General features: G+C 66.0%; 19 protein-coding genes and 4 tRNA genes. 5 read left to right on the forward strand and 18 right to left on the reverse strand.

Annotated features, from left to right (window positions below):
• Window positions 1–112 precede the first annotated feature (112 nt).
• The 6 genes from OEJ36_RS28610 to leuC all read right to left on the reverse strand — a co-directional run bounded on the left by OEJ36_RS28610 (window position 113) and on the right by leuC (window position 6,417).
• Window positions 113–1,114 carry an aspartate-semialdehyde dehydrogenase gene (locus tag OEJ36_RS28610; protein WP_263404386.1) on the reverse strand — a complete coding sequence of 334 codons (1,002 nt, stop codon included), beginning with the start codon at window positions 1,112–1,114 and terminating at the stop codon, window positions 113–115.
• 106 nt (window positions 1,115–1,220) lie between these two features.
• A complete protein-coding gene (gene asd, locus OEJ36_RS28615) occupies window positions 1,221–2,333 on the reverse strand; it encodes an aspartate-semialdehyde dehydrogenase (protein WP_021218578.1) in 1,113 nt (370 codons plus the stop codon).
• 57 nt (window positions 2,334–2,390) lie between these two features.
• Window positions 2,391–3,473 (reverse strand): 3-isopropylmalate dehydrogenase, encoded by a 1,083-nt coding sequence (gene leuB, locus OEJ36_RS28620; protein WP_021218579.1) that lies wholly within the window; start codon window positions 3,471–3,473, stop codon window positions 2,391–2,393.
• 85 nt (window positions 3,474–3,558) lie between these two features.
• Window positions 3,559–4,323 carry a class I SAM-dependent methyltransferase gene (locus OEJ36_RS28625; protein ID WP_263404387.1) on the reverse strand — a complete coding sequence of 255 codons (765 nt, stop codon included), beginning with the start codon at window positions 4,321–4,323 and terminating at the stop codon, window positions 3,559–3,561.
• A gap of 14 nt (window positions 4,324–4,337) precedes the next feature.
• Window positions 4,338–4,982, reverse strand: a complete 645-nt coding sequence (gene leuD, locus OEJ36_RS28630) for a 3-isopropylmalate dehydratase small subunit (RefSeq protein ID WP_021218581.1) — start codon at window positions 4,980–4,982, stop codon at window positions 4,338–4,340.
• A 10-nt stretch (window positions 4,983–4,992) separates the two neighbouring features.
• Window positions 4,993–6,417 carry a 3-isopropylmalate dehydratase large subunit gene (gene leuC / locus OEJ36_RS28635; RefSeq protein ID WP_263404388.1) on the reverse strand — a complete coding sequence of 475 codons (1,425 nt, stop codon included), beginning with the start codon at window positions 6,415–6,417 and terminating at the stop codon, window positions 4,993–4,995.
• Between the two features lie 177 nt (window positions 6,418–6,594).
• Here leuC and OEJ36_RS28640 point away from each other — a divergent pair, with 177 nt between their 5' ends.
• Together OEJ36_RS28640 and OEJ36_RS28645 are read left to right on the forward strand one after the other, a co-directional pair.
• Window positions 6,595–7,476, forward strand: a complete 882-nt coding sequence (locus tag OEJ36_RS28640) for a LysR family transcriptional regulator (RefSeq protein WP_021218583.1) — start codon at window positions 6,595–6,597, stop codon at window positions 7,474–7,476.
• 126 nt (window positions 7,477–7,602) lie between these two features.
• Entirely contained in the window at window positions 7,603–11,286 is a 3,684-nt protein-coding gene (locus OEJ36_RS28645) for a PAS domain S-box protein (RefSeq protein ID WP_263404389.1), read from the forward strand.
• Between the two features lie 49 nt (window positions 11,287–11,335).
• On the opposite strand, the gene OEJ36_RS28650 is transcribed toward OEJ36_RS28645, so the two are convergent.
• Window positions 11,336–11,782, reverse strand: coding sequence for an Hsp20 family protein (locus OEJ36_RS28650; protein WP_263404390.1), 447 nt, complete (start codon window positions 11,780–11,782; stop codon window positions 11,336–11,338).
• Window positions 11,783–11,905: 123 nt separating this feature from the next.
• Between OEJ36_RS28650 and OEJ36_RS28655 the strand changes: the two genes are divergently transcribed.
• The gene (locus OEJ36_RS28655; protein WP_263404391.1) at window positions 11,906–12,652 is read left to right on the forward strand and encodes an SDR family oxidoreductase; all 747 of its coding nucleotides are present in this window, start codon (window positions 11,906–11,908) and stop codon (window positions 12,650–12,652) included.
• 122 nt (window positions 12,653–12,774) lie between these two features.
• On the opposite strand, the gene OEJ36_RS28660 is transcribed toward OEJ36_RS28655, so the two are convergent.
• Window positions 12,775–13,737, reverse strand: coding sequence for a tRNA dihydrouridine synthase (locus OEJ36_RS28660; protein ID WP_263404392.1), 963 nt, complete (start codon window positions 13,735–13,737; stop codon window positions 12,775–12,777).
• A gap of 135 nt (window positions 13,738–13,872) precedes the next feature.
• On the opposite strand from OEJ36_RS28660, the gene OEJ36_RS28665 reads away from it, so the two are divergent.
• Window positions 13,873–14,265, forward strand: coding sequence for a hypothetical protein (locus OEJ36_RS28665; protein WP_263404393.1), 393 nt, complete (start codon window positions 13,873–13,875; stop codon window positions 14,263–14,265).
• A gap of 4 nt (window positions 14,266–14,269) precedes the next feature.
• Here OEJ36_RS28665 and OEJ36_RS28670 read toward each other — a convergent pair whose 3' ends face one another.
• From OEJ36_RS28670 to OEJ36_RS28715, 10 genes are all read right to left on the reverse strand, one after another.
• Window positions 14,270–14,719 carry an acyl-CoA thioesterase gene (locus OEJ36_RS28670; protein WP_043243377.1) on the reverse strand — a complete coding sequence of 150 codons (450 nt, stop codon included), beginning with the start codon at window positions 14,717–14,719 and terminating at the stop codon, window positions 14,270–14,272.
• The gene (locus tag OEJ36_RS28675) at window positions 14,719–15,366 is read right to left on the reverse strand and encodes a bifunctional 4-hydroxy-2-oxoglutarate aldolase/2-dehydro-3-deoxy-phosphogluconate aldolase (RefSeq protein ID WP_043243379.1); all 648 of its coding nucleotides are present in this window, start codon (window positions 15,364–15,366) and stop codon (window positions 14,719–14,721) included. Before OEJ36_RS28675 ends, OEJ36_RS28670 begins: the two co-directional genes overlap by 1 nt.
• 227 nt (window positions 15,367–15,593) lie before the next feature.
• The gene (locus OEJ36_RS28680) at window positions 15,594–16,421 is read right to left on the reverse strand and encodes an alpha/beta fold hydrolase (protein ID WP_263404394.1); all 828 of its coding nucleotides are present in this window, start codon (window positions 16,419–16,421) and stop codon (window positions 15,594–15,596) included.
• Window positions 16,422–16,431: 10 nt separating this feature from the next.
• Window positions 16,432–16,971, reverse strand: a complete 540-nt coding sequence (locus OEJ36_RS28685) for a TetR/AcrR family transcriptional regulator (protein ID WP_263404395.1) — start codon at window positions 16,969–16,971, stop codon at window positions 16,432–16,434.
• Window positions 16,972–17,163: 192 nt separating this feature from the next.
• Window positions 17,164–17,239, reverse strand: a tRNA-Glu gene (locus tag OEJ36_RS28690).
• Between the two features lie 67 nt (window positions 17,240–17,306).
• Window positions 17,307–17,382 (reverse strand) — tRNA-Ala (locus OEJ36_RS28695).
• 49 nt (window positions 17,383–17,431) lie between these two features.
• Window positions 17,432–17,507 (reverse strand) — tRNA-Glu (locus tag OEJ36_RS28700).
• Between the two features lie 47 nt (window positions 17,508–17,554).
• A tRNA-Ala gene (locus tag OEJ36_RS28705) sits at window positions 17,555–17,630 on the reverse strand.
• A 246-nt stretch (window positions 17,631–17,876) separates the two neighbouring features.
• Window positions 17,877–19,361: a glutamate--tRNA ligase gene (gene gltX / locus OEJ36_RS28710; RefSeq protein ID WP_263404396.1), complete on the reverse strand. Its 1,485-nt coding sequence runs from the start codon at window positions 19,359–19,361 to the stop codon at window positions 17,877–17,879.
• A gap of 22 nt (window positions 19,362–19,383) precedes the next feature.
• Entirely contained in the window at window positions 19,384–20,304 is a 921-nt protein-coding gene (locus tag OEJ36_RS28715; protein ID WP_021217519.1) for a LysR family transcriptional regulator, read from the reverse strand.
• A gap of 104 nt (window positions 20,305–20,408) precedes the next feature.
• Between OEJ36_RS28715 and OEJ36_RS28720 the strand changes: the two genes are divergently transcribed.
• Window positions 20,409–21,446: an HlyD family secretion protein gene (locus OEJ36_RS28720; RefSeq protein WP_263404397.1), complete on the forward strand. Its 1,038-nt coding sequence runs from the start codon at window positions 20,409–20,411 to the stop codon at window positions 21,444–21,446.
• Window positions 21,447–21,506: the final 60 nt, after the last annotated feature.

Consider the following 21,506-nt stretch of genomic DNA (forward strand, 5'->3'; position numbering starts at 1 on the left):
AGAGTATTTTGATCGCTGCCACAACACGCCATAGCGGTTCCCCGTCAGCGATGAAAACTAAACCAGTATTGTCAAGCTAGAAAAGTTCTTCAAATTTTCAGGTAAGTATCTTTTACAGATAGTGTTTTATCAATAACTCGCCGGACTGTACGGCGTTGAGTGCAGCGCCTTTTCGCACATTATCAGACGCAATCCACAAATTGACTTGGCGCGGGTCTTCCAGCCCTTTTCGCACGCGGCCGACGTAGATCACATCCTGCCCCACAGCGTCACCTACCGCCGTCGGATAGTCGCCCTGCTCCACCAGTTCGATGCCCTCCGCCGCCTCCAGTTTTTCCAGCACGACGGCCAGGTCGACGTCCTCGCGCACCTGCAGCGAGACGCTCAGGCTGTCGCCGAAGAACACCGGTGCCAGCACGCAGGTGGCGGCCACATCCAGGGCCGGGGCAGCCAGCAGTGCTTTCAATTCGCGTGCCAGCCTCTTCTCCAGCTGGGCGTGGCCCGCCTCGTCCACCGCATCGGGCTGGGCGAGGATGTTGAAGGCGACCTGGCGATCGAAGAAGCGCGGCTCCAGCGGACGGGCGTTGAGCAGCTCGGCGGTTTGCCGGGCCAATTCGGTGACCCCCTCGCGGCCACGGCTGGAAACGGCCAGGCAGGCGGTGACCGTGACCCGCTCGATGCCCAGGGAAACCAGCGGCGCCAGGGCACAGGCCAGGGCCACGGCAGAAGCGCTCGGACTGCACAGCTTATAAGGAGGGGCCAGTTCGCCGAGCAGGCCGGCATTGGCTTCCGGCACCAGCGGCTGGGCGTCGTCCAGCGCACCGGAAAGATCGATCACCGCGCAACCCGCCTGGCTGGCGAGCACGGCGAAGCTGCGGCTCACCGCCTCGCCGGCGGCGAAGAAGGCCAGGCGCACCTGGGAGAAATCGAATTCGGCGACATCACGCACGCGCAGGTTCTTGCCGCGGAAGGGTACGGAGGCACCGGCAGACTCGATGCTGGCCAGCAGATGCAGGGTTCCGACGGGGAACTCACGCTCGGCAAGGAGCTCGACGAGGGTTTCGCCAACGGTACCGGTGGCGCCGACAACGGCGATATCGAAGGACTGGCTCATGGACATTGCCTCTGGCGAAACGGGAGCGGCACTTTAACCGTCGCCCCGCACGCAGGCAATCGAGGGAAACCGGGCGCCGACGAGCCTCGTCGGCACCCGTTGTAGATCAACGCTCCAGGAGGATGCGCAGCATGCGGCGCAGCGGCTCGGCCGCGCCCCACAGCAGCTGGTCGCCCACGGTGAAGGCGCCAAGGTACTGCGTGCCCATGTTGAGCTTGCGCAGACGGCCGACCGGGACGCTGAGGGTGCCGGTAACGGCGGTCGGGGTCAGCTCGCGCATGCTGATCTCGCGCTGGTTCGGCACCAGCTTCACCCAGGGGTTGTGCTGGCTGATCATGCCTTCGATGTCGGCGATGGGCACATCCTTGTTCAGCTTGATGGTCAGCGCCTGGCTGTGGCAGCGCATGGCGCCGATGCGCACGCAAATGCCGTCCACCGGGATCGGGCTCTTGAAGCGACCGAGGATCTTGTTGGTTTCGGCCTGGCCCTTCCACTCTTCACGGCTCTGGCCGTTGGGCAGTTCCTTGTCGATCCAGGGGATCAGGCTACCCGCCAGGGGCACGCCGAAGTTCTCGGTGGGATACGCCTCGCCGCGCATGGCTTCGGCCACCTTGCGATCGATGTCGAGGATGGCGCTGGCCGGGTTGGCCAGGTCATCGGCGACCGCCGCGTGGGTCGCGCCCATCTGTTTGATCAGCTCGCGCATGTTCTGGGCACCGGCGCCGGAGGCTGCCTGGTAGGTCATGGCGCTCATCCACTCCACCAGGCCGGCTTCGAACAGACCGCCCAGGGCCATCAGCATCAGGCTGACGGTGCAGTTGCCACCGATGTAGTTCTTGGTACCGGCATCCAGTTGCTGGTCGATGACGCGACGGTTGACCGGGTCGAGGACGATGACCGCGTCATCCTGCATGCGCAGACTGGAGGCGGCGTCGATCCAGTAGCCCTGCCAGCCGGCTTCGCGCAGTTTGGGGAAGACTTCGCTGGTGTAGTCGCCACCCTGGCAGGTCAGGATCACGTCGAGGCTTTTCAGTTCGTCGATGTTGTAGGCGTCCTTCAGCGGGGCAACGTCCTTGCCGATCGCCGGGCCTTGCCCGCCAACATTGGAAGTGGTGAAGAAAACCGGCTCGATCAGGTCGAAATCCCGCTCTTCCAGCATTCGCTGCATGAGCACGGAACCCACCATGCCACGCCAACCGATCAGACCTACACGCTTCATGACAACTACACCTTTCAGGAAAAAGTGGACCGCCGGTATTCCGGCGAGCCCGACAGATTACAGATTACGCAGGGCCTCGACCACTGCATCGCCCATGGCTTGGGTACCGACCTTGGTGGTACCGGCGGAGAAGATGTCGCCGGTGCGCAGGCCCTGGTCGAGGACGAGGCTCACGGCCTTCTCGATGGCATCCGCGGCGGCGCTCTGGTTGAAGCTGTAGCGCAGCATCATCGAGACCGAGAGGATGGTCGCCAGGGGGTTGGCGATGCCTTGGCCGGCGATGTCCGGCGCGGAGCCGTGGCACGGCTCGTACATGCCCTTGTTGTGCGCATCCAGGGAGGCGGAAGGCAGCATGCCGATGGAGCCGGTGAGCATGGAAGCCTCATCCGACAGGATGTCGCCGAACATGTTGTCGGTGACCATCACGTCGAACTGCTTGGGCGCGCGCACCAGCTGCATGGCGGCGTTGTCGACGTACATGTGCGACAGCTCGACGTCCGGGTAGTCCTTGGCCACTTCCTCGGCCACTTCACGCCACAGCTGGCTGGAGGCGAGCACGTTGGCCTTGTCCACCGAGCAGAGTTTCTTGCCGCGCACGCGGGCCATGTCGAAGCCGACGCGGACGATGCGGCGGATTTCGCTTTCAGCATACGGCAGGGTGTCATAGGCCTGGCGCTCGCCGTTTTCCAGCACGCGCTGTTCGCGGGGCTGGCCGAAGTAGATGCCGCCGGTCAGCTCACGGACGATGAGGATATCCAGGCCCGCGACCACTTCCGGCTTGAGGCTGGAGGCATCGGCCAGTTGCGGATAAAGGATGGCCGGGCGCAGGTTGGCGAACAGGCCCAGCTGCGAGCGAATCTTCAGCAGGCCGCGTTCCGGACGGATGTCGCGCTCGATCTTGTCCCACTTCGGGCCGCCCACGGCGCCCAGCAGCACGGCGTCGGCCTGGCGCGCACGCTCCAGGGTCTCGTCGGCCAGGGGCACGCCGTGCTTGTCGATGGCAGCGCCGCCGATCACGTCGTGGGTCAGCTCGAAGCCGAGCTGGAACTTGTCATTGGCCAGCTCCAGCACCTTGACCGCCTCGGCCATGATTTCCGGGCCGATACCGTCGCCAGGGAGAACCAGAATCTGTTTGCTCATGAGTCTTTCCTTCGGAAAAAAGCTTCAAGCCCCAAGTCGCAGGCCCCAAGTACTTGTCGCTTGGAGCTTGCAGCCTGACGCTCGGTTATTTAGTGGCCCACAGCACCAGCACGTCGGTACTGAAGGAGCCGTCTTCGGTGATTTCGAAATACTCGCGCACTTCCTCGCCCACCGCCTTCTGCAGGGCCAGGATGGCGTCGCGGAATACATCCGGCGTGCGCATGCGGGTGATCCAGGAGGCGAACTCCAGGCGCAGCCGCTGGCGTGCATGGCGATCGACGAACAGACCGGCCTCGCTTACCTGGCGCAGCCACTCGGCGGCGGAATAGTCGCGCACATGGCTGGTGTCGCGCAGCACTTCCACGGCCTGCAGGTGGGTATCGAGCAGCGGGCTGCCCGGCGACGCCACGTCGATGAAGGCAGTGATGCCGCCCGGCTTCAGCACCCGACGCACCTCGCGCAGGGCCAGGCCCAGGTCGCTCCAGTGGTGCGCCGAATAACGGCTGAAGACGAAATCGAAGCTGGCATCGGCGAAGGGCAGGCGCTCGGCCGCCCCGCGCTCGGTGCGTAGATTACCCAGCCCACGCTCGGCGGCAGCCGCTGCGACCACCTCCAGCATCTGCTCGGAGAGGTCGTAGGCCACCACTTCACCGACCAGCGGCGCGACATGGAAGCTGACATGCCCGGCGCCACAACCGAGGTCGAGCACCCGGGCATCGCCCCGGCCCTCGACCGCCGCCTGCAGCAGCGCGAATTCGGTGCCCTGGGCGTGCACGGCACTGCTCAGGTAGGCACTGGCCTGTTCGCCGAACTGGCGCTGCACCACCTGCGCATGGGCCTTGTCGCTCATCTCGCTCCCCTGCCTCAGGCGTCGCGGAACAGCCAGGGCTGCGCCTGGCGATGGCCACCCTCGAAGGCGCGGATGGCGTCCGCGTCCTGCAGGGTCAGGCCGATGTCGTCGAGGCCGTTGAGCAGGCAGTGCTTGCGGAACGCGTCCACTTCGAAGCTGTACTGCTTGCCGTCCGGGCGGGTCACGGTCTGTGCGGCGAGGTCGACGGTGAGCTGGTAGCCCTCCTCCGCTTCGCACTGCTTGAACAGCTCGTCCACCTCTTCATCCTTGAGGATGATCGGCAGCAGGCCGTTCTTGAAGCTGTTGTTGAAGAAGATGTCGGCGTAGCTCGGCGCGATGATGGCGCGGAAGCCGTACTCCTCCAGGGCCCAGGGTGCGTGCTCGCGGGAGGAGCCACAACCGAAGTTCTCACGGGCCAGCAGCACGCTGGCGCCCTGGAAGCGCGGGAAGTTGAGGACGAAGTCCGGGTTCACCGGGCGCTTGGAGTTGTCCTGGTTGGGCTGGCCGACATCGAGGTAGCGCCACTCGTCGAACAGGTTGGGGCCGAAGCCGGTGCGCTTGATCGACTTGAGGAATTGCTTGGGGATGATCTGGTCGGTGTCGACGTTGGCACGATCGAGCGGAGCGACGAGACCGGTGTGTTGGGTAAAGGCTTTCATCTCGCTCTCCTTACTTGAGCATCTCGCGAACATCGACGAAGCGTCCGTTGACGGCGGCTGCGGCGGCCATGGCCGGGCTGACCAGGTGGGTACGACCACCGGCGCCCTGGCGGCCTTCGAAGTTGCGATTGGAGGTGGAGGCGCAATGCTCGCCGCTTTCGAGGCGGTCCGGGTTCATCGCCAGGCACATGGAGCAGCCCGGCTCACGCCATTCGAAGCCGGCCTCGATGAAGATCTTGTCCAGCCCTTCCTGTTCGGCCTGCTGCTTCACCAGGCCGGAGCCCGGTACCACCATCGCCTGCTTGACGGTGGTGGCGACCTTGCGGCCCTTGGCCACTTCGGCGGCGGCGCGCAGGTCTTCGATGCGCGAGTTGGTGCAGGAACCGATGAATACGCGGTCCAGCTGGATATCGGTGATCGCCTGGTTGGCGGCCAGGCCCATGTACTTCAGGGCACGGGTGATGGAATCACGCTTGACCGGGTCGGCCTCGACGGCCGGGTCCGGCACGCGCTGGTCGACGGGCAGCACCATCTCCGGCGAAGTGCCCCAGCTGACCTGGGGAATGATGTCTTCGGCGCGCATCTCGATCACGGTGTCGAAGTGCGCATCGGCGTCGGAAACCAGGTCGCTCCAGGCGGCCACGGCCTTTTCCCAGTCGGCGCCCTTGGGCGCGAAGGGGCGGCCTTCGACATAGGCGATGGTCTTCTCGTCCACCGCCACCATGCCCACGCGGGCACCGGCCTCGATGGACATGTTGCAGATGGTCATGCGGCCTTCCATGGACAGGTCGCGGATGGCACTGCCGGCGAACTCCAGGGCGTGGCCGTTGCCGCCGGCGGTGCCGATCTTGCCGATCACCGCGAGCACGATGTCCTTGGCGGTCACGCCGAAGGGCAGCTTGCCTTCCACGCGCACCTGCATGTTCTTCATCTTCTTGGCGATCAGGCACTGGGTGGCCAGCACATGCTCCACCTCGGAGGTGCCGATGCCGTGGGCCAGCGCACCGAAGGCGCCATGGGTGGAGGTGTGCGAGTCACCGCAGACCACGGTCATGCCCGGCAAGGTGGCGCCCTGCTCCGGGCCGACCACGTGGACGATGCCCTGGCGCACGTCGTTCATCTTGAACTCGAGGATGCCGAAATCGTCGCAGTTCTCGTCGAGGGTCTGCACCTGGATGCGCGAAACCTCGTCGGCGATGGCCTCTAGGCCACCCTGGCGCTCGGCGCGGGTGGTCGGCACGTTGTGGTCCGGGGTCGCGATGTTGGCGTCGATGCGCCACGGCTTGCGGCTGGCCAGACGCAGGCCTTCGAATGCCTGGGGCGAGGTCACTTCGTGGAGGATGTGACGGTCGATGTAGATCAGCGACGAACCATCGTCGCGGCGCTTCACCTCGTGCAATTCCCAGAGCTTGTCGTACAGCGTCTTGCCGGCCATCGGTGGGTCCTCATCAGCGTGTTTCTATGCCGGGGCTCTCATGGATAAAAAGGCCCCTTGGCTTGTGGGGATGATCCTAGGGATTTGACATGAATAACTCAAATTCATATTTTTCATCCAATGGATTCCCCTCAGGAATACCCTTAGCCACGCCCTCTGCCTGGAGCTCAAGCGCCAATGGACCTCGCCAGCCTCAATGCCTTCATCGCCATCGCCGAAACCGGCAGCTTCTCCGAGGCCGGCGAACGCCTGCATCTGACCCAGCCGGCGGTGAGCAAGCGCATCGCCTCCCTGGAGCAGCAGTTGAACGTGCGCCTGTTCGACCGCCTCGGCCGCGAAGTGGGCCTGACCGAAGCCGGTCGCGCCCTGCTGCCGCGTGCCTACCAGATTCTCAATGTGCTGGACGACACCCGTCGCGCCCTGAGCAACCTCTCCGGTGATATCAGCGGCCGCCTGACCCTGGCCACCAGCCACCACATCGGCCTGCATCGCCTGCCGCCGCTGCTGCGCGCCTTCACCCGCGCCTACCCGCAGGTGGCGCTGGACATCCAGTTCCTCGATTCCGAAGTCGCCTATGAAGAGATCCTCCATGGCCGCGCCGAGCTGGCGGTGATCACCCTGGCCCCGGAAACCGCCCTGCCCGTGCAGGCGGTACCGGTGTGGGACGACGCCCTGGACTTCGTCGCCGCCCCCGAGCACCCGCTGGCCCGCGACAAGACCATCTTCCTCGCCGACGTGGCCAAGCACCCGGCGGTGTTCCCCGGCGGCAACACCTTCACCCACCACATCGTGCGGCGCCTGTTCGAGGCCGAAGGGCTGACGCCGAACATCGGCATGAGCACCAACTACATGGAGACGATCAAGATGATGGTGTCCATCGGCCTGGCCTGGAGCGTGCTGCCGCGCACCATGCTCGACGAGCAGGTGGTGCGCCTGCCGCTGCAGGACATCCAACTGAGCCGCAAGCTCGGCTACATCCTGCACACCGACCGCACCCTGTCGAACGCAGCCAAGGCCTTCATGGCCCTGCTCGACGCCCAGCGCGACAATCTTGCGTAGTCCCCGAGCCAGGGGCTAACGTGAGCCGCATAACGATAAGAAAAGGCCCGCGCATGCCCCAGCCACCCCGCCCACTCTCCGCCCGCACCGCGCCACACTGCAGCCTCCGGACCGGAAAGGGCCGCCATGACCAAGCCATCTGATCGCCCGCCACTGCCCTTCATCCCCGCCCTCGACCCCGGCGAGTTCGAGCAGAGCTGGCAAGACACGCAACGCCTGCTCGCCGCGCTCAACGGCGCGCGCCTGGGTGCCTGGGACTGGGACATCGCCAGCGGCCGGGTCAACTGGTCCCGCGGCGCCCAGGCGCTGTTCGGCCTGGACCCCAAGCGCCCGCTGCGCACCCAGGTCGACTACATCGAACTGATCCCCGAGGAAGACCGCGCCGGCGTGCTCGAACTCTTCGCCCGGGTGCTGTCCGGCGCCCACCCGGACCGCGCCTTCCGCCACCGCATCCGCTGGCCCGACGGCAGCCTGCACTGGCTGGAGATCAGCGGCAGCCCGCAGGAAGACCCCGACGGGCGCAAACGCATCATCGGGGTGATCCGCGACGTCACCGAGCAGCAGGAGCGGGCCGAGGCGCTGGAGAACTCGCAGCGACGCTTCTCCAGCCTGTTCCACCTGAGCCCCGACGTGATCCTGCTGGTGCGCATGGACGGCGGCATCATCACCGAGGCCAACCAGCATTTCGAAAGCGTGTTCGGCTGGCCGGCCGCCGAAGTGGTCGGCCGCAGCACCCAGGAGCTGGGCATCTGGGTCCACCCGCAGCAGCGCGAACTGCTCTACCGCAACAGTCCCGGCTCGGAAGACCCCATCGTCCAGGAGGTGCAACTGCGCACCCGCGACGAACGGGTGCTCGACGGGGTGCTGTCCAGCCAGTTCGTCGACCTGGACGGCGAATCCTTCCTCATCAGCACCTTCCTCGACACCACCGAGCGCAAGCGCGCCGAAGCCGCCCTGCGCACCAGCGAGGAGAAATTCTCCAAGGCCTTCCGCAGCACCCCCGATGCCGTGGTCATCACCGACCGCGAGACCGGCTGCTTCATCGAGGCCAACCCCGGCTTCCAGCGCCAGTTCGGCTGGGATGCCAGCGAAACCATCGGCCGCAGCTCGCTGGAGCTGGGCATCTGGGTCCACGCCGAGCAGCGCCGCGAGATGCTCGACGCCTTCGGCAACAGCGGCATCCTCGCCGGACTGGAAGTGCAACTGCGCGGCCGCGACGGCAGTGTCAGCACCAACCTGCTGTATGGCGACCAGATCCAGCTCAACGGCCGTACCTGCCTGGTACTGACGGTGCGCGACATCACCGAGATGCGCGCCCAGGAACGCGCCTTGAAGGACAGCCAGGAACGCCTGGCACTGGCCCTGGAATCCGCCGACCTGGGCACCTGGGATTGGCACATCCCCAGCAGCAGCCTCTATGGCTCGGCCCGGGCCTCGGCGCTGCACGGGCTGGCCACCGAACCGTACGAGGGCGACTTCAAGAACTTCTTCAGCTTCGTGCCCCTGGAAGACCAGATGGCCATGCGCCAGGCCTACCAGGACCTGCTCACCGGCGTGACCAAGGACTACCAGTTCACCTACCGCTCACGCTTCGCCAATGGCGAGATCCATTTCCTGGAAAGCACCGCCAAGCTCTACCGCGACGAAGCGGGCGAGCCGCTGCGCATGGCCGGCATCCTCATCGACATCACCGAACGGGTGCGCCGCGAGCAGCGCCTGGCGGCGTCGGAGGAGAAGTTCGTCACCCTGTTCCAGGCCAGCCCCGACCCCATCTGCGTGACCCGCGTGCGCGACGGTGCCTTCATCGAGATCAACCCCAGCTTCACCGAGGTGTTCGGCTGGCGCCCCGACGAGATCGTCGGCCGCCGCGCGCCGGAGATCGCCTTCTGGGCCGACCTGGAGCAGCGCGACCAGCTCTCGCGCACGCTGATGCGCGACAAGGGCCTGGATAACGTCGAGGCCGATTATCTGACCCGCGATGGCAGCCCGCTGACCTGCGTGGTGTCCAGCCGCTTCATCCGCGTCGACCGCCAGCTGTGCATCACCACCACCTTCCGCGACATCACCGAGCGTCAGCAGTCCGAGGCGGCGCTCAAGGCCAGCCAGGAGAAGTTCGCCAAGGCGTTCCACTCCAGCCCCGACGCCATCACCATCACCGAGCGCGACACGGGCCGCTACATCGAGGTCAACGAAGGCTTCTGCCGCCTCACCGGTTACAGCGCCGAGGAAGTGATCGGGCGTACCGCCGACGACCTGCACATCTGGGCCCGGCCCGATGAGCGCCAGCACCTGATCGAGGTCATGCGCCGCGATGGGCGTGCGCACCACCTGGAGATGTCCGGCCAGCACCGTGACGGCACGCGCAAGGTGGTGGAGGTCTCGGTGGAACAGATCGACCTCGACGGCAAGGCCTGCCTGCTGCTGACGGCCCGCGATATCAGTGCATTGAAAGACGCCCAGGCGCAGATCCAGCACCTGGCCTACCACGACTCGCTGACCAACCTGCCCAACCGCGCCCTGCTGATGGACCGGCTGACCCAGCAGATCGCCCTGCTGCGCCGCCACAAGCTGCGCGGTGCCCTGCTGTTCCTCGACCTCGACCACTTCAAGCACATCAACGACTCCCTCGGCCATCCGGTGGGCGACTCGGTGCTGAAGATGGTCACCGCGCGCCTGGAGGCCAGCGTGCGCCTGGAAGATACGGTCGCGCGCCTGGGCGGCGACGAATTCGTGGTGCTGCTCACCGGCCTGGAGGGCAAGCGCTCCGAGGTGACGCGCCAGGTGCGGCAGATCGCCGACAAGCTGCGCAAGCTGCTGGCCGAGCCCATGTTGCTCGATGGCCATCACCTGCAGGTCACGCCGAGCATGGGCGTGGCACTGATTCCCGATCACGGCGAGACGCCCGCCGACCTGCTCAAGCGTGCCGACATCGCCCTGTACCGGGCCAAGGATTCGGGGCGCAACGCCATCCAGATGTTCCGCGCCACCATGCAGGAGGCGGCCAGCGAGCGTCTGCGCCTGGAGAACGACCTGCGCCTGGCCCTGGTTCGCGGCGAGTTCGAGCTGTACTTCCAGCCCCAGGTGGACGCCCGCAGCAACCGGGTGATAGGCGCCGAAGCGCTGCTGCGCTGGATGCACCCGACCCTGGGGCCACAGTCGCCGGCGCAATTCATCCAGGTGCTGGAGGAAAGCGGGATGATCCTCGAGGTGGGCAGCTGGGTGCTGGCCGATGCCTGCCGGGCCTGCGAACAGCTGCTCGCCGACCGGCTGGCCAATCCCGACGACTTCAGCCTGTGCGTGAACATCAGCCCCCGGCAGTTCCGCCAGAACGATTTCGTCGAACGCATCGAGAAAAGCCTGGCCGATACCCGCCTGCCGCGGGGCATCCTCAAGCTGGAGATCACCGAAGGCATCGTCATCCAGAACCTCGACGACACCATCGGCAAGATGCGCCGCCTGAAGAAGCTCGGCGTCAGTTTCGCCATGGACGACTTCGGCACCGGCTACTCGTCCCTGACCTACCTCAAGCGCCTGCCGGTGGATGTGCTGAAGATCGACCAGTCATTCGTACGCGATGCCACCAACGACCCCAACGATGCCGAGATCATCCGCGCCATCGTCGCCATGGCCCGCAGCCTGGGCCTGGGCATGGTGGCCGAAGGGGTGGAGCTCAAGGAGCAACTGGACTTCCTCGAACAGCAGGGCTGCCACCTGTACCAGGGCTACCTGTTCAGCCGTCCGGTTCCGCTGGAAGAATTCCGCGCGCTGCTGGCCAGGAACAACGAGCAGGCTTTACCCCCGGCCCCATGAAAAAGGGCGCCCGCAGGCGCCCTCTTCTACCGCAGCAACCGCTGCCGGATCAGTTGTCCAGCACCGCACGGGCGCCATTGATGGGGATGCGTTTGGCCTTGGCGTCTTCCGGCACGATGCGTACCAGGTCGATGTTCAGCAGGCCGTTCTGCAGGCCGGCGCTGCGCACTTCGATGTGGTCGGCCAGGCGGAACGACAGCTTGAAGGCGCGCTGGGCGATGCCCTGGTGCAGGTAGGTCACGCTCTCGACGCCCTTGTCGCGCTTGCCACCACTGACGGTGAGCACGCCACGCTCGACCTGCAGCTCCAGGTCTTCTTCCTGGAAGCCGGCTGCGGCGACCACGATGCGGTACTGGTCATCACCGTGTTTCTCGACGTTGTAGGGCGGGTAGCTGCTGCCGCTATCGTTGCGCTGGGCGGATTCGAACAGGTCGTTAAGACGGTCGAAGCCCACGGAATGACGGAACAGCGGAGCGAGGGAGAATGCAGCGGTCATGAAAATCTCTCCTGAATAATCAGCAAGTGTCTAAAGTCGCGGGACCCGACTTCGGCATCCCGCATTCCCCTAGATAGGGACGGCCGAAATGATTTCAAGGGCCTTTTTTTCAATGGAGGTTCCATGCACAAGGTCATGCTCATCACCGGCGCCAGCCGCGGCATCGGCGCCGCCACCGCGCGACTGGCGGCGGCGCGCGGCTATGCGCTGTGCATCAACTACCGGCAACAGCGCGAGGCAGCCGCGCAACTGGTGGACGAGATCACGCGCCAGGGCGGCCAGGCCATCGCGGTTGCCGCGGACGTGGCCGACGAGCGACAGGTGGCGCAGTTGTTCGCAGCCATCGATAGCGAATTCGGCCGTCTGGATGTGCTGGTCAACAACGCCGGAATGCTCGAACGCCAGGCACGCCTGGATGAGATCGACGGCGACAGGCTGCTGCGGGTGTTCGGCGCCAACGTCTTCGGCAGCTTCCACTGCGCCCGCGAGGCGATCCGCAGGATGTCCACCCGCCACGGCGGCCGGGGCGGCTCGATCATCAACCTGTCGTCCATCGCCGCGCGCCTGGGCGCGCCCAACGAGTACATCGACTATGCGGCAGCCAAGGGCGCCATCGACGCGATGACGGTAGGGCTGGCCAAGGAGGTGGCGGCCGAAGGCATCCGGGTGAACGCGGTGCGGCCCGGCGTGATCCGCACGGAAATCCACGCCAGTGGCGGGGAGCCGGGGCGGGTGGAGCGGGTCGCCGCCAGCATTCCCCTGGGCCGGGGCGGCGAAGCGGAAGAAATCGCCAACGCCATTCTCTGGCTGGCCAGCGACGAGGCCTCGTACACCACCGGCGCCCTGCTGGATGTCGCCGGCGGCCGCTGAGCACGCGCATCGTAGGTTGGCGCCGAGCGCAGCGAGACCCAACGAGACAACCCTGATGCTGCGCTTCGTACCTCAGTGCGTAGCCCGGGCTTCAGCCCGGGAAAACCAAGGAACAAGGCGCATCAGGCCGCCGCGAACTCCCGCTCCAGGCCCAGCAGGGCGTCGATGCGGGCACAGTCGCTTTCGCGGCGGATCTCGGTGAACAGCAGCACGGCCTCCGGGTAGGTGCGCGTGAGCATCGCCAGCCATTGCTTGAGCCGCCCCGGGGCGTAGCGCGGGGCAAGCTTGCGCCGAGCCTGGCGCCAGAAGTCGCGGAGCAGCGGCTGGAACTCCGCCCAGCTCATCTCCTCGGGTGTTTCGCCGGCACGCACGGCGGCGATCTGCCGGGCCAGGTCGGGGCGCGAGACCAGGCCACGCCCCAGCATGATGTCCTCGACGCCGCTGACCTCGCGGCAGCGTCGCCAGTCGTCCAGCGTCCACACCTCGCCGTTGGCGAATACCGGCACCTTGACCACGTCCTGTACCCGCGCCACCCATTCCCAGTGGGCCGGCGGCTTGTAGCCCTCGACCTTGGTGCGTGCATGCACCACCAGTTGCGAGGCGCCACCTTCGGCCAGGGCCAGGGCGCAGTCGAGCGCGCCATCGGGGCTGTCGAAGCCCAGGCGCATCTTCGCCGTGACCGGAATGGCAGCAGGCACTGCACGGCGCACGCCGCTGACGATGGCATGCAGCAGCTCGGGCTCCTTGAGCAGCACGGCGCCGCCACGGGACTTGTTCACCGTCTTCGCCGGGCAGCCGAAGTTGAGATCGATCACCGGCGCGCCCAGTTCGCAGGCGTATGCAGCGTTTTCCCCCAGGCACACCGGGTCGGAGCCCAGCAATTGCACGCGCATCGGCGTGCCGGCACGGGTGCACGCACCACTCTCCAGCTCGGGAGCGAGCTTCTGGTAGGTGCTGGCCGGCAGCAGGCGATCGCTGACGCGGATGAACTCGCTGACGCACCAATCGATGCCGCCCACACGGGTCAGCACGTCTCGGAGAATCTCGTCGACCAGGCCCTCCATGGGCGCCAGGGCGATTTGCATAGGGGAAGCCTTGGAAAAATGGGCGCGTAGTGTAAGCGCGGAGCGGGCCTGCACAGAATCCTCCCGACGAAAACCGCGGGAGCAAGTTCGCGCCGGCGCAGTCGAAAGCCATACGCCCTGGAGAAGGAACCGCCGATGAATACGCTCCGCCCTGCCCTGCTTTGCCTGGCCCTTGGCAGCCTGGCCCCGCTGGCCGATGCAGAAACCCTATTGGAGAGCCCGCTGCAACCGGCGCCCGACTCAGTGGCGGAGCTGGTGGTCAGCCGCGACGAGAACGCCGCCAATGCATGCGAAGTGGGCCTCTACCTGCAGGACGAGCTGGTGGCGCAACTGTCTGCCGGGCAGGCCATCAGCCTCAGCGTGCCGGCCGGCGAGATGACCCTGAACGTCGCCCAGAGCCCCTCGGGCTATTGCGCCGGCAACCTCGCCGGGCGCCCGCAGTCGGTGCTGATCCAGCCCGGCGAGCGGCGGCACTTCCGCATCGTGCAGAACCCGACCGAGCTGTTCCTGTCGCCAGCGGTGGACTGAGCGCTCAGAGCTCCAGGGGGAACGGCTGCATCAGTGCGCGGCCGTAGCCCTCGATGAACTCGGGCGGCATGCGCTTGGGGCGGCCGCTGGAAAGCTCGATGCAGACGAAGGTGGTCCTGGCCCGCAGCAGGGTCGCGCCGTCTTCGGGGCGGATCAGCTGGAAGCGGCGGTCCATCTTCAGGCGCTGGTCGGACTCGACGATCCAGGTGGCCATCTGCAGCTCCTGCTCCTCGTAGGCGGCAGCGAGGTAGTCGATCTCGTGGCGCACCACGGCCATGGCGCGATCCAGGCGGCGGTATTCGGCCAGGTCCAGGCCCAGGCTCTGGGAGTGGCGCCAGGCGCAACGCTCCAGCCAACTGACGTAGACGGCGTTGTTGGCGTGACCGAGGCCGTCGATGTCATCGGCGGCGACCTTGATGTCGATGACGAAGGGGGTGGGCAGGTCCCAGTTCATCAGGCGTGCTCCGAGCTGCTGGCCAGTTCGCGCGCTTCGGCGGCGAGCTGGGTGATCTGGTCCCAGGCGCGGGCGCGGATCAGGCTCGACGGCGCGATCCAGGTGCCGCCGACGCAGGCGACGTTGGGCAGTTGCAGGAAGCCTTGCAGGTTGTCCGGCGTGACCCCGCCGGTGGGGCAGAAACGGATGCCGGTGAAGGGTCCCTTGAAGCTTTTGAGCATCTTCACGCTGGCGTTGCCGTTGGCCGGGAACAGCTTCAGCGAGCGGTAGCCGTACTCCAGGGCGAGCAACACTTCCGAGGGGGTCATCACCCCGGGCAGGTACGGCAGGCCGGAATCCTCCGCCGCTGCGGCCAGGCGTTCGGTGCAACCAGGGCTGACGGCGAAGTGGGCGCCGGCATCGCGGGCCTCGAGGAACTGCTCGGTGTGGATCAGGGTGCCCGCGCCCACCAGCAGGTCCGGGAATTCCTTGCGGATCGCCGCCACCGCATCCAGGGCACGCGGTGTGCGCAGCGTCACCTCCAGCACCTCGATCCCGCCGGCACTGAGCGCGCCGGCCAGGTCCAGGGCCAGCCCCGTGTCTTCGATGACCAGCACCGGCAGGACGGGTCGCGCCCGCTGCAGCACCACATCCATAGTCAGGCTCATTGCATCTTTCCCCTTGATTCGTGCCTCCGGCCCCGCGTTCGGGCCCGGAATTGATTCGCCCCGGCGACCACGCCCGGGCCGCCGCTGGCGGCGCAACAGACATGGACCTTGGAAGCGCAGCATCGACGGCAGGTCACCGACCGGCGGTGGGCCTTCGACGCATTCCATTGGCGAATCTTCCTGCACCCGGCGGCTGTCGCCAAGCCCGCCGTGCAAGGGGAGCGCGATCAGGCGCTGGCGCGCAGGCCTGCCTCGTCGAACAGACGCAGCACCGCCGCCACCACGCGCGGGTCGGACAGTACCCGCTGGTGCCCTCCTCCCTCCAGGCGCAGCAGTTGGCTGTCGGACCAGGCCTCGTGGATGCGGCCGGCCTCGATCACGGGGACCATGCGATCGTCCTCCGCGTGGACGACCAGGCCTGGGATGTCCAGGCGGTAGCGGCGTACATCGATGTCCTCGGCGGGAATGCCGGCGTGCTCGCCGACGCGCCTGATGAACTGCTCGCCGGCCCGGGGCGGCAGGCCGATGAAGCGGGCGAAGCCGCGCAGCATCCCGAGGACGCGGCTGGGCGCGGCGATGGTGACCAGGGCCTGGGTTCGCAGTCCCAGCTGGGTGGCGAGCATGGCGCTGACGCCGCCCATGGAGTGCCCGACCACTCCATGCAGCGGTGGCAGGTCCTCGGCCGCTTCGAGCAGCGCGCGGGCGAAAAGCACGATGTTCGCCTCGCGCCCCGGCGAATGGCCATGGGCGGGCGCGTCGAGAGCCACCACGCCGTAGCCGGCCTGCACCAGGGCGTCGATCAGGCTGGCGAACTGGGTCGGGCGCCCCTCCCAGCCATGCATCAGCAGCACGGTCGGGCCGCTGCCCCAGCGCAGCGCGGAGAGGCCGAAGCGCAGGGTGATCCGCTCGGCGCGCTCGAGCCAGGGCAGCTCCCAGTCACGGGGATGGGTGTCACGGGGCGTCATGAAGCGCCGCCGGGCCTGGTCGGCGACGTGCCGGGGCGCCACGCGGCCGACGGTGGCGTTGAATCCTCGGAGCAGGTCCAGGCTGTTCATCTCATTTCTCCTAGATCACCGCCATACGGGCGGCACGCAGTATCCGGTCCGACAGCTCGCCGGCACCCAGGGCACGGGCAAGGGCCAGGCCACCCACCATCAGCGCGATATCGGCCAGGGCCTTGTCGCCATCCTCGGGGGAAACGGCAAGATCGGCGGCGAGCAATTCGAGGTGTTCGGCCAGCAAGTGCTGGTAGGGCTCGGCGTTGCGCGCCACCTCGCCCACCGAACCGGGGAGCGGGCAACCACGCTCGGTGCTGTCGCGGTGACGACGGGATAGGTAGAAGGCCGCCGCGAGGGTGCGCCGGTCAAGTGGCGCGAGCGTCGAGTCGAGCTGTTTCATCGATTGCCGCCGCTCCCGCAGCAGCTCGCCGAACGCCTCCACCATCAATGCCTCCTTGCTGTCGAAATGGGCATAGAAGCCACCCACCGTGAGCCCGGCAGCCGCCATCACCTCGCTGACACTGGGCTCCAGCGGGCCCCGGGCGAACAGCGCCCTGCCCGCCTCGGCGAGGATACGCTTGCGTGTCTGGCTGCTCTTGTCACTCACGGCCGTCTCCCGTTGCATGATGGCAATCATATTATATGCATCATTCAATCTAGCAAGCCTTTATGCACGCCACCGGTCGAGAGACGGCAAGAGCAGGAAAAACGAGGGGGGATGAGATTTTTCGGAGCGGAAAAACAAAAGGGCCACTCCATGACGGAATGACCCTTAAAAGCCCCGCAGAGCGGGAAAAAGTGGCGTCCCCTAGGGGACTCGAACCCCTGTTACCGCCGTGAAAGGGCGGTGTCCTAGGCCACTAGACGAAGGGGACTTTAAACCTTCGAAAAGCAAGGCCAGCCCTGAGGCTGGCCTTATTTCGATGCGCTGGGCATCTGATTTGGTGGAGCTAGACGGGATCGAACCGTCGACCTCTTGCATGCCATGCAAGCGCTCTCCCAGCTGAGCTATAGCCCCGAAACCTTCTCGGTGCGCGATCAACCTGATGGTTGTCGCTGCTGGAAAGTGGCGTCCCCTAGGGGACTCGAACCCCTGTTACCGCCGTGAAAGGGCGGTGTCCTAGGCCACTAGACGAAGGGGACTTTAACCTTCGTACGGACCGCAACCTTGGCTGCGAATCCTGGCAATTTGGTGGAGCTAGACGGGATCGAACCGTCGACCTCTTGCATGCCATGCAAGCGCTCTCCCAGCTGAGCTATAGCCCCACAGTAACGCTGGAACATCTCACTTCGCTTTCGAGTTCGTCGTGAGAACGGGGCGCATACTAAGGGCGACCCTGAAGGCTGTCAACAAAATTTTTCACCGGGATCGAAAAATTTTCATCGCAAGAACAATCACTTACCGGATTCGGCAGGAAGCACCCGTGCGCTGCCACCGATGAGCGAACATAGCGCCCTCCCCCGGACATGAAAAGGCCCGCGCGAGGCGGGCCTTGTCGAAGGGGAAATCACTCAGCCGGGAATGGCGTCGCGAATCTTCTCCCACTCCTTGGTTTCCTTCTTCGACGCACCGCCCAGCAGCTCCAGCGCCTGACGCAGGCGGAAGCGGGTGAGGTCGGCACCGAGTACTTCCATGGCATCCAGCACGGAGACGGAGCTGGCCTGGCCGGTGATGGCCGGGAACATCAGCGGCATCACGTCACGCAGCTTGAGCTCAAGGTGCTCGGCGACAGCCTGGATGCAGGCGGTGATGCGCTCCTTGTCCCACTGGCGCAGCGACTCCAGCTTCCACAGCACCAGCTGCATGACCTGGCGCACCTGGTCGGGCGAGAGCTTCTTGTGCTCGAACAGCTTGGCATCCAGCGGCAGCGCACCGGCGAAGAAGAAGCCGGCCAGCGGGGCGATCTGGCTGAAGGTCTCGACGCGGCCCTGTACGTGGGGCGCGATCTTCATCAAGTACTCGGGATTCAGCGCCCACTTCTGCACCTCGGCGGCAAAACGCTCCACCGGCAGCTCGCGGATCCACTGGCCGTTGAGCCAGGAGAGCTTCTCCAGGTCGAAGATCGGACCGCCCAGGGAGACGCGCGAGAGGTCGAAGTGCTCGATCATCTCCGCCAGGGAGAACTTCTCGCGCTCGTCCGGCATCGACCAGCCCATGCGGCCGAGGTAGTTGAGCATCGCCTCGGGCAGGTAGCCCATGCGCTCGTAGAAGGTGATGGAGGTGGGGTTCTTGCGCTTGGAGAGCTTGCTCTTGTCCGGGTTGCGCAGCAGCGGCATGTAGCAGAGCACCGGTTGCTCCCAGCCGAAGTACTCGTACAGCTTGATCAGCTTGGGCGCCGAGGGCAGCCACTCTTCGCCGCGCAGCACGTGGGTGATGCCCATCAGGTGGTCGTCGACCACGTTGGCGAGGAAGTAGGTGGGCAGGCCATCGGTCTTCATCAGCACCTGCATGTCCATACGATCCCATGGGATCTCGACATCGCCACGGAGCATGTCCGGCACCACGCAGACACCCTCGGTGGGCATCTTCATGCGCACGACATGGGGTTCGCCGGCGGCGATGCGCTGGTCCGCCTCTTCGCGGCTCAGGTTGATGCAGTGGCCGTCGTAGCGCGGGGTTTCCTTGCGCTCGGTCTGTTCGGCACGCAGCTTGTCCAGGCGCTCGGCGGTGCAGAAGCAGGGGAAGGCGTGGCCCTTGTCCACCAGCTCCTGGGAGTACTTCTTGTAGATCTCGCCACGTTCGCTCTGGCGATACGGGCCGTGCGGGCCGCCGACGTCCGGGCCCTCGTCCCACTCGATGCCCAGCCAGCGCAGGGCGTCATAGATCTGCTGTTCGGATTCGCGGGTGGAGCGAAGCTGGTCGGTGTCTTCGATGCGCAGGATGAACTGGCCACCGTGCTGACGGGCGAAGCAGAGGTTGAACAGGGCGATATAGGCGGTGCCGACGTGCGGGTCGCCGGTTGGCGAGGGCGCAATGCGGGTACGGACAGTGGTCATGGCGGGTCCTGGTGCGGAACGGTCAAAGGCGCGATGTTAGCAGGGGCGCGGCGCCATGCTCCAGCCAGTGGCTGCGATCATTCGGCAGGCTGGCCATGAGGAAATCGAGGAAAGCCTTCACCTTCATCGCCTGGAAACGCCGGGAAGGATAGACGGCGTAGATTTCGCCGCTGGGTAACTGCACACCGGGCAGCAACTCCACGAGTTCGCCGCGGCGCACCGCGTCCTCGGTGATCATCAACGGCAACGAGGCGATGCCTGCGCCGCTGAGCACAGCCTCGCGGGCGAAGGTGATGTTGTTGCAGTGCAGCACACGCTGGCAGGGCACGCTTTCGTCCAGCAGCGGCCAGTAACGTTGCGGATCCTGGGGCAGCAGCACGGCGCGGTGGCCAGCCAGGGCCAGCACATCATGGGGGGTACCGTGCGCCGCGAGATAAGCGGGACTGGCGCAGAGGCGGCGGCCGTTCTCGAACAGCTTGCGGGCGATCAGCGTGGAATCCTGGGGCTGGCCGACCATGATGGCGATGTCGACCCCCTCTTCCAGCGGGTCGACATCCCGCGAAGTGATCTCCACCTCCGCGGTGATCTGCGGGTACTGGCTCATGAAGGTGCCCAGGACCTTGCCGAGGAACAATTGGCCGAACTCGATGGGCGCCGTGATACGCAGCAGGCCGGAAGGCTCCTGCTGCAGCTGCATGACGGCCTGCTCGGCCTCGGCGAAGTCGACCATGATCTGCCGGCAGCGCTCGTAATAGGCCTGCCCGACCTCGGTCAGGCGCAGCTTGCGCGTGGTGCGATTGAGCAGACGAACGCCCAGGCGCTCCTCCAGCAGGGCGATGCGGCGGCTCACGGTGGACTTCTGCATGCCAAGGCTGTGCGCGGCCTGGGTGAAGCTGTGCAACTCTACGACGCGGGTGAAGATCAGGGCGTCATCCAGACCCATTATTGTTCCCCATAAGCAACAAAGTTTCTGAAGTGTACTGGCTACTTGCCTGACTGGAACAGTGCTAGATTCCCGCCTTTCCGCCCGCCCTTCGAGCTCCTGGAATGCCAGCCAAACTGCAACGTCGCCTGTTTATCTTCATTGCCCTGCTGATCCTCGTGGTGGGCGGCTTCTTCCTGCATTGGCTGCTGGTTGGCCGCTTCCTGGAAACCACCGATAACGCCTACGTCCAGGGCGAGATCACCCGCGTCTCCAGCCAGCTCGGTGCGCGTATAGAAGAAGTGCTGGTGGGCGACAACCAGCACGTGAAGAAAGGCGATCTGCTGGTGCGCCTGGAGGCAGAGGACTTCAAACTGGCCCTCCAACGCGCCCAGGCCGCCCTGGCCACTCGCGAGGCGGAGCTGGCCCAGTCGCGCAGCAAGCTCACCCAGCAGGACAGTATGATCGCCGCCAGCGAGGCCGACGTAGCGGCCAGCCAGGCGACCCTGGGCCGCACCCAGATCGACCTGTCCCGCGCCCAGACCCTGCGCAAACCGGGCTATGTTTCCGAGGAGCGCGTCACCACCCTCTCCGCCGATTCCCGCGTGGCCCGCTCGCAAGTGGCCCGCGCCGAGGCCGACCTCAAGGCCCAGCGCGTGCAGACCGATGCACTGCGCGCCGACGTGAAGCGCCTGGAAGCACAGATCGCCAACGCCCGCGCCGATATCGCCCAGGCCGAGCTGAACCTGACCCGTACCGAGATCCGCGCCCCCATCGACGGCATGGTCGGCCAGCGCGCCGCGCGCAATGGCCAGTACGTGCAGGTCGGCGCCCATCTGATGTCGCTGGTGCCGGACCAGGACATCTGGGTCCAGGCCAACTTCAAGGAAACCCAGATCGAGCACATGCAGCCCGGGCAGAAGGCCGAGCTGATCTTCGACAGCTTCCCGGGTACGCCCATCGAAGCGAAGGTCGAGAGCCTGTTCGCCGCCTCTGGCGCCCAGTTCAGCCTGCTGCCGCCGGACAACGCCACCGGCAACTTCACCAAGGTGGTGCAGCGCATCCCGGTGAAACTGACCTTCGACCGCGACAACCCACTCAAGGGCCGCATCCGCCCCGGCATGTCGGTGCTGGTGAAAGTCGCCATCAAGCTGGATGAATGACGGTGGCCGGTGACGCCCTGATCCGCCCCACCGGCGAGCCCAGCCGCCGCGACTGGATCG

Origin of the sequence: Pseudomonas sp. PDM13, assembly GCF_025685765.1 — a bacterium.
Taxonomy (GTDB): Bacteria; Pseudomonadota; Gammaproteobacteria; order Pseudomonadales; family Pseudomonadaceae; genus Metapseudomonas; species Metapseudomonas solani.

Coding starts and splice junctions, on each gene's coding strand:
- OEJ36_RS28610 (WP_263404386.1), bottom strand. CDS start 1,114: ATGAGCCAGTCCTTCGATATCGCCGTTGTCGGCGCCACCGGTACCGTT.
- asd (WP_021218578.1), bottom strand. CDS start 2,333: ATGAAGCGTGTAGGTCTGATCGGTTGGCGTGGCATGGTGGGTTCCGTG.
- leuB (WP_021218579.1), bottom strand. CDS start 3,473: ATGAGCAAACAGATTCTGGTTCTCCCTGGCGACGGTATCGGCCCGGAA.
- OEJ36_RS28625 (WP_263404387.1), bottom strand. CDS start 4,323: ATGAGCGACAAGGCCCATGCGCAGGTGGTGCAGCGCCAGTTCGGCGAA.
- leuD (WP_021218581.1), bottom strand. CDS start 4,982: ATGAAAGCCTTTACCCAACACACCGGTCTCGTCGCTCCGCTCGATCGT.
- leuC (WP_263404388.1), bottom strand. CDS start 6,417: ATGGCCGGCAAGACGCTGTACGACAAGCTCTGGGAATTGCACGAGGTG.
- OEJ36_RS28640 (WP_021218583.1), top strand. CDS start 6,595: ATGGACCTCGCCAGCCTCAATGCCTTCATCGCCATCGCCGAAACCGGC.
- OEJ36_RS28645 (WP_263404389.1), top strand. CDS start 7,603: ATGACCAAGCCATCTGATCGCCCGCCACTGCCCTTCATCCCCGCCCTC.
- OEJ36_RS28650 (WP_263404390.1), bottom strand. CDS start 11,782: ATGACCGCTGCATTCTCCCTCGCTCCGCTGTTCCGTCATTCCGTGGGC.
- OEJ36_RS28655 (WP_263404391.1), top strand. CDS start 11,906: ATGCACAAGGTCATGCTCATCACCGGCGCCAGCCGCGGCATCGGCGCC.
- OEJ36_RS28660 (WP_263404392.1), bottom strand. CDS start 13,737: ATGCAAATCGCCCTGGCGCCCATGGAGGGCCTGGTCGACGAGATTCTC.
- OEJ36_RS28665 (WP_263404393.1), top strand. CDS start 13,873: ATGAATACGCTCCGCCCTGCCCTGCTTTGCCTGGCCCTTGGCAGCCTG.
- OEJ36_RS28670 (WP_043243377.1), bottom strand. CDS start 14,719: ATGAACTGGGACCTGCCCACCCCCTTCGTCATCGACATCAAGGTCGCC.
- OEJ36_RS28675 (WP_043243379.1), bottom strand. CDS start 15,366: ATGAGCCTGACTATGGATGTGGTGCTGCAGCGGGCGCGACCCGTCCTG.
- OEJ36_RS28680 (WP_263404394.1), bottom strand. CDS start 16,421: ATGAACAGCCTGGACCTGCTCCGAGGATTCAACGCCACCGTCGGCCGC.
- gltX (WP_263404396.1), bottom strand. CDS start 19,361: ATGACCACTGTCCGTACCCGCATTGCGCCCTCGCCAACCGGCGACCCG.
- OEJ36_RS28715 (WP_021217519.1), bottom strand. CDS start 20,304: ATGGGTCTGGATGACGCCCTGATCTTCACCCGCGTCGTAGAGTTGCAC.
- OEJ36_RS28720 (WP_263404397.1), top strand. CDS start 20,409: ATGCCAGCCAAACTGCAACGTCGCCTGTTTATCTTCATTGCCCTGCTG.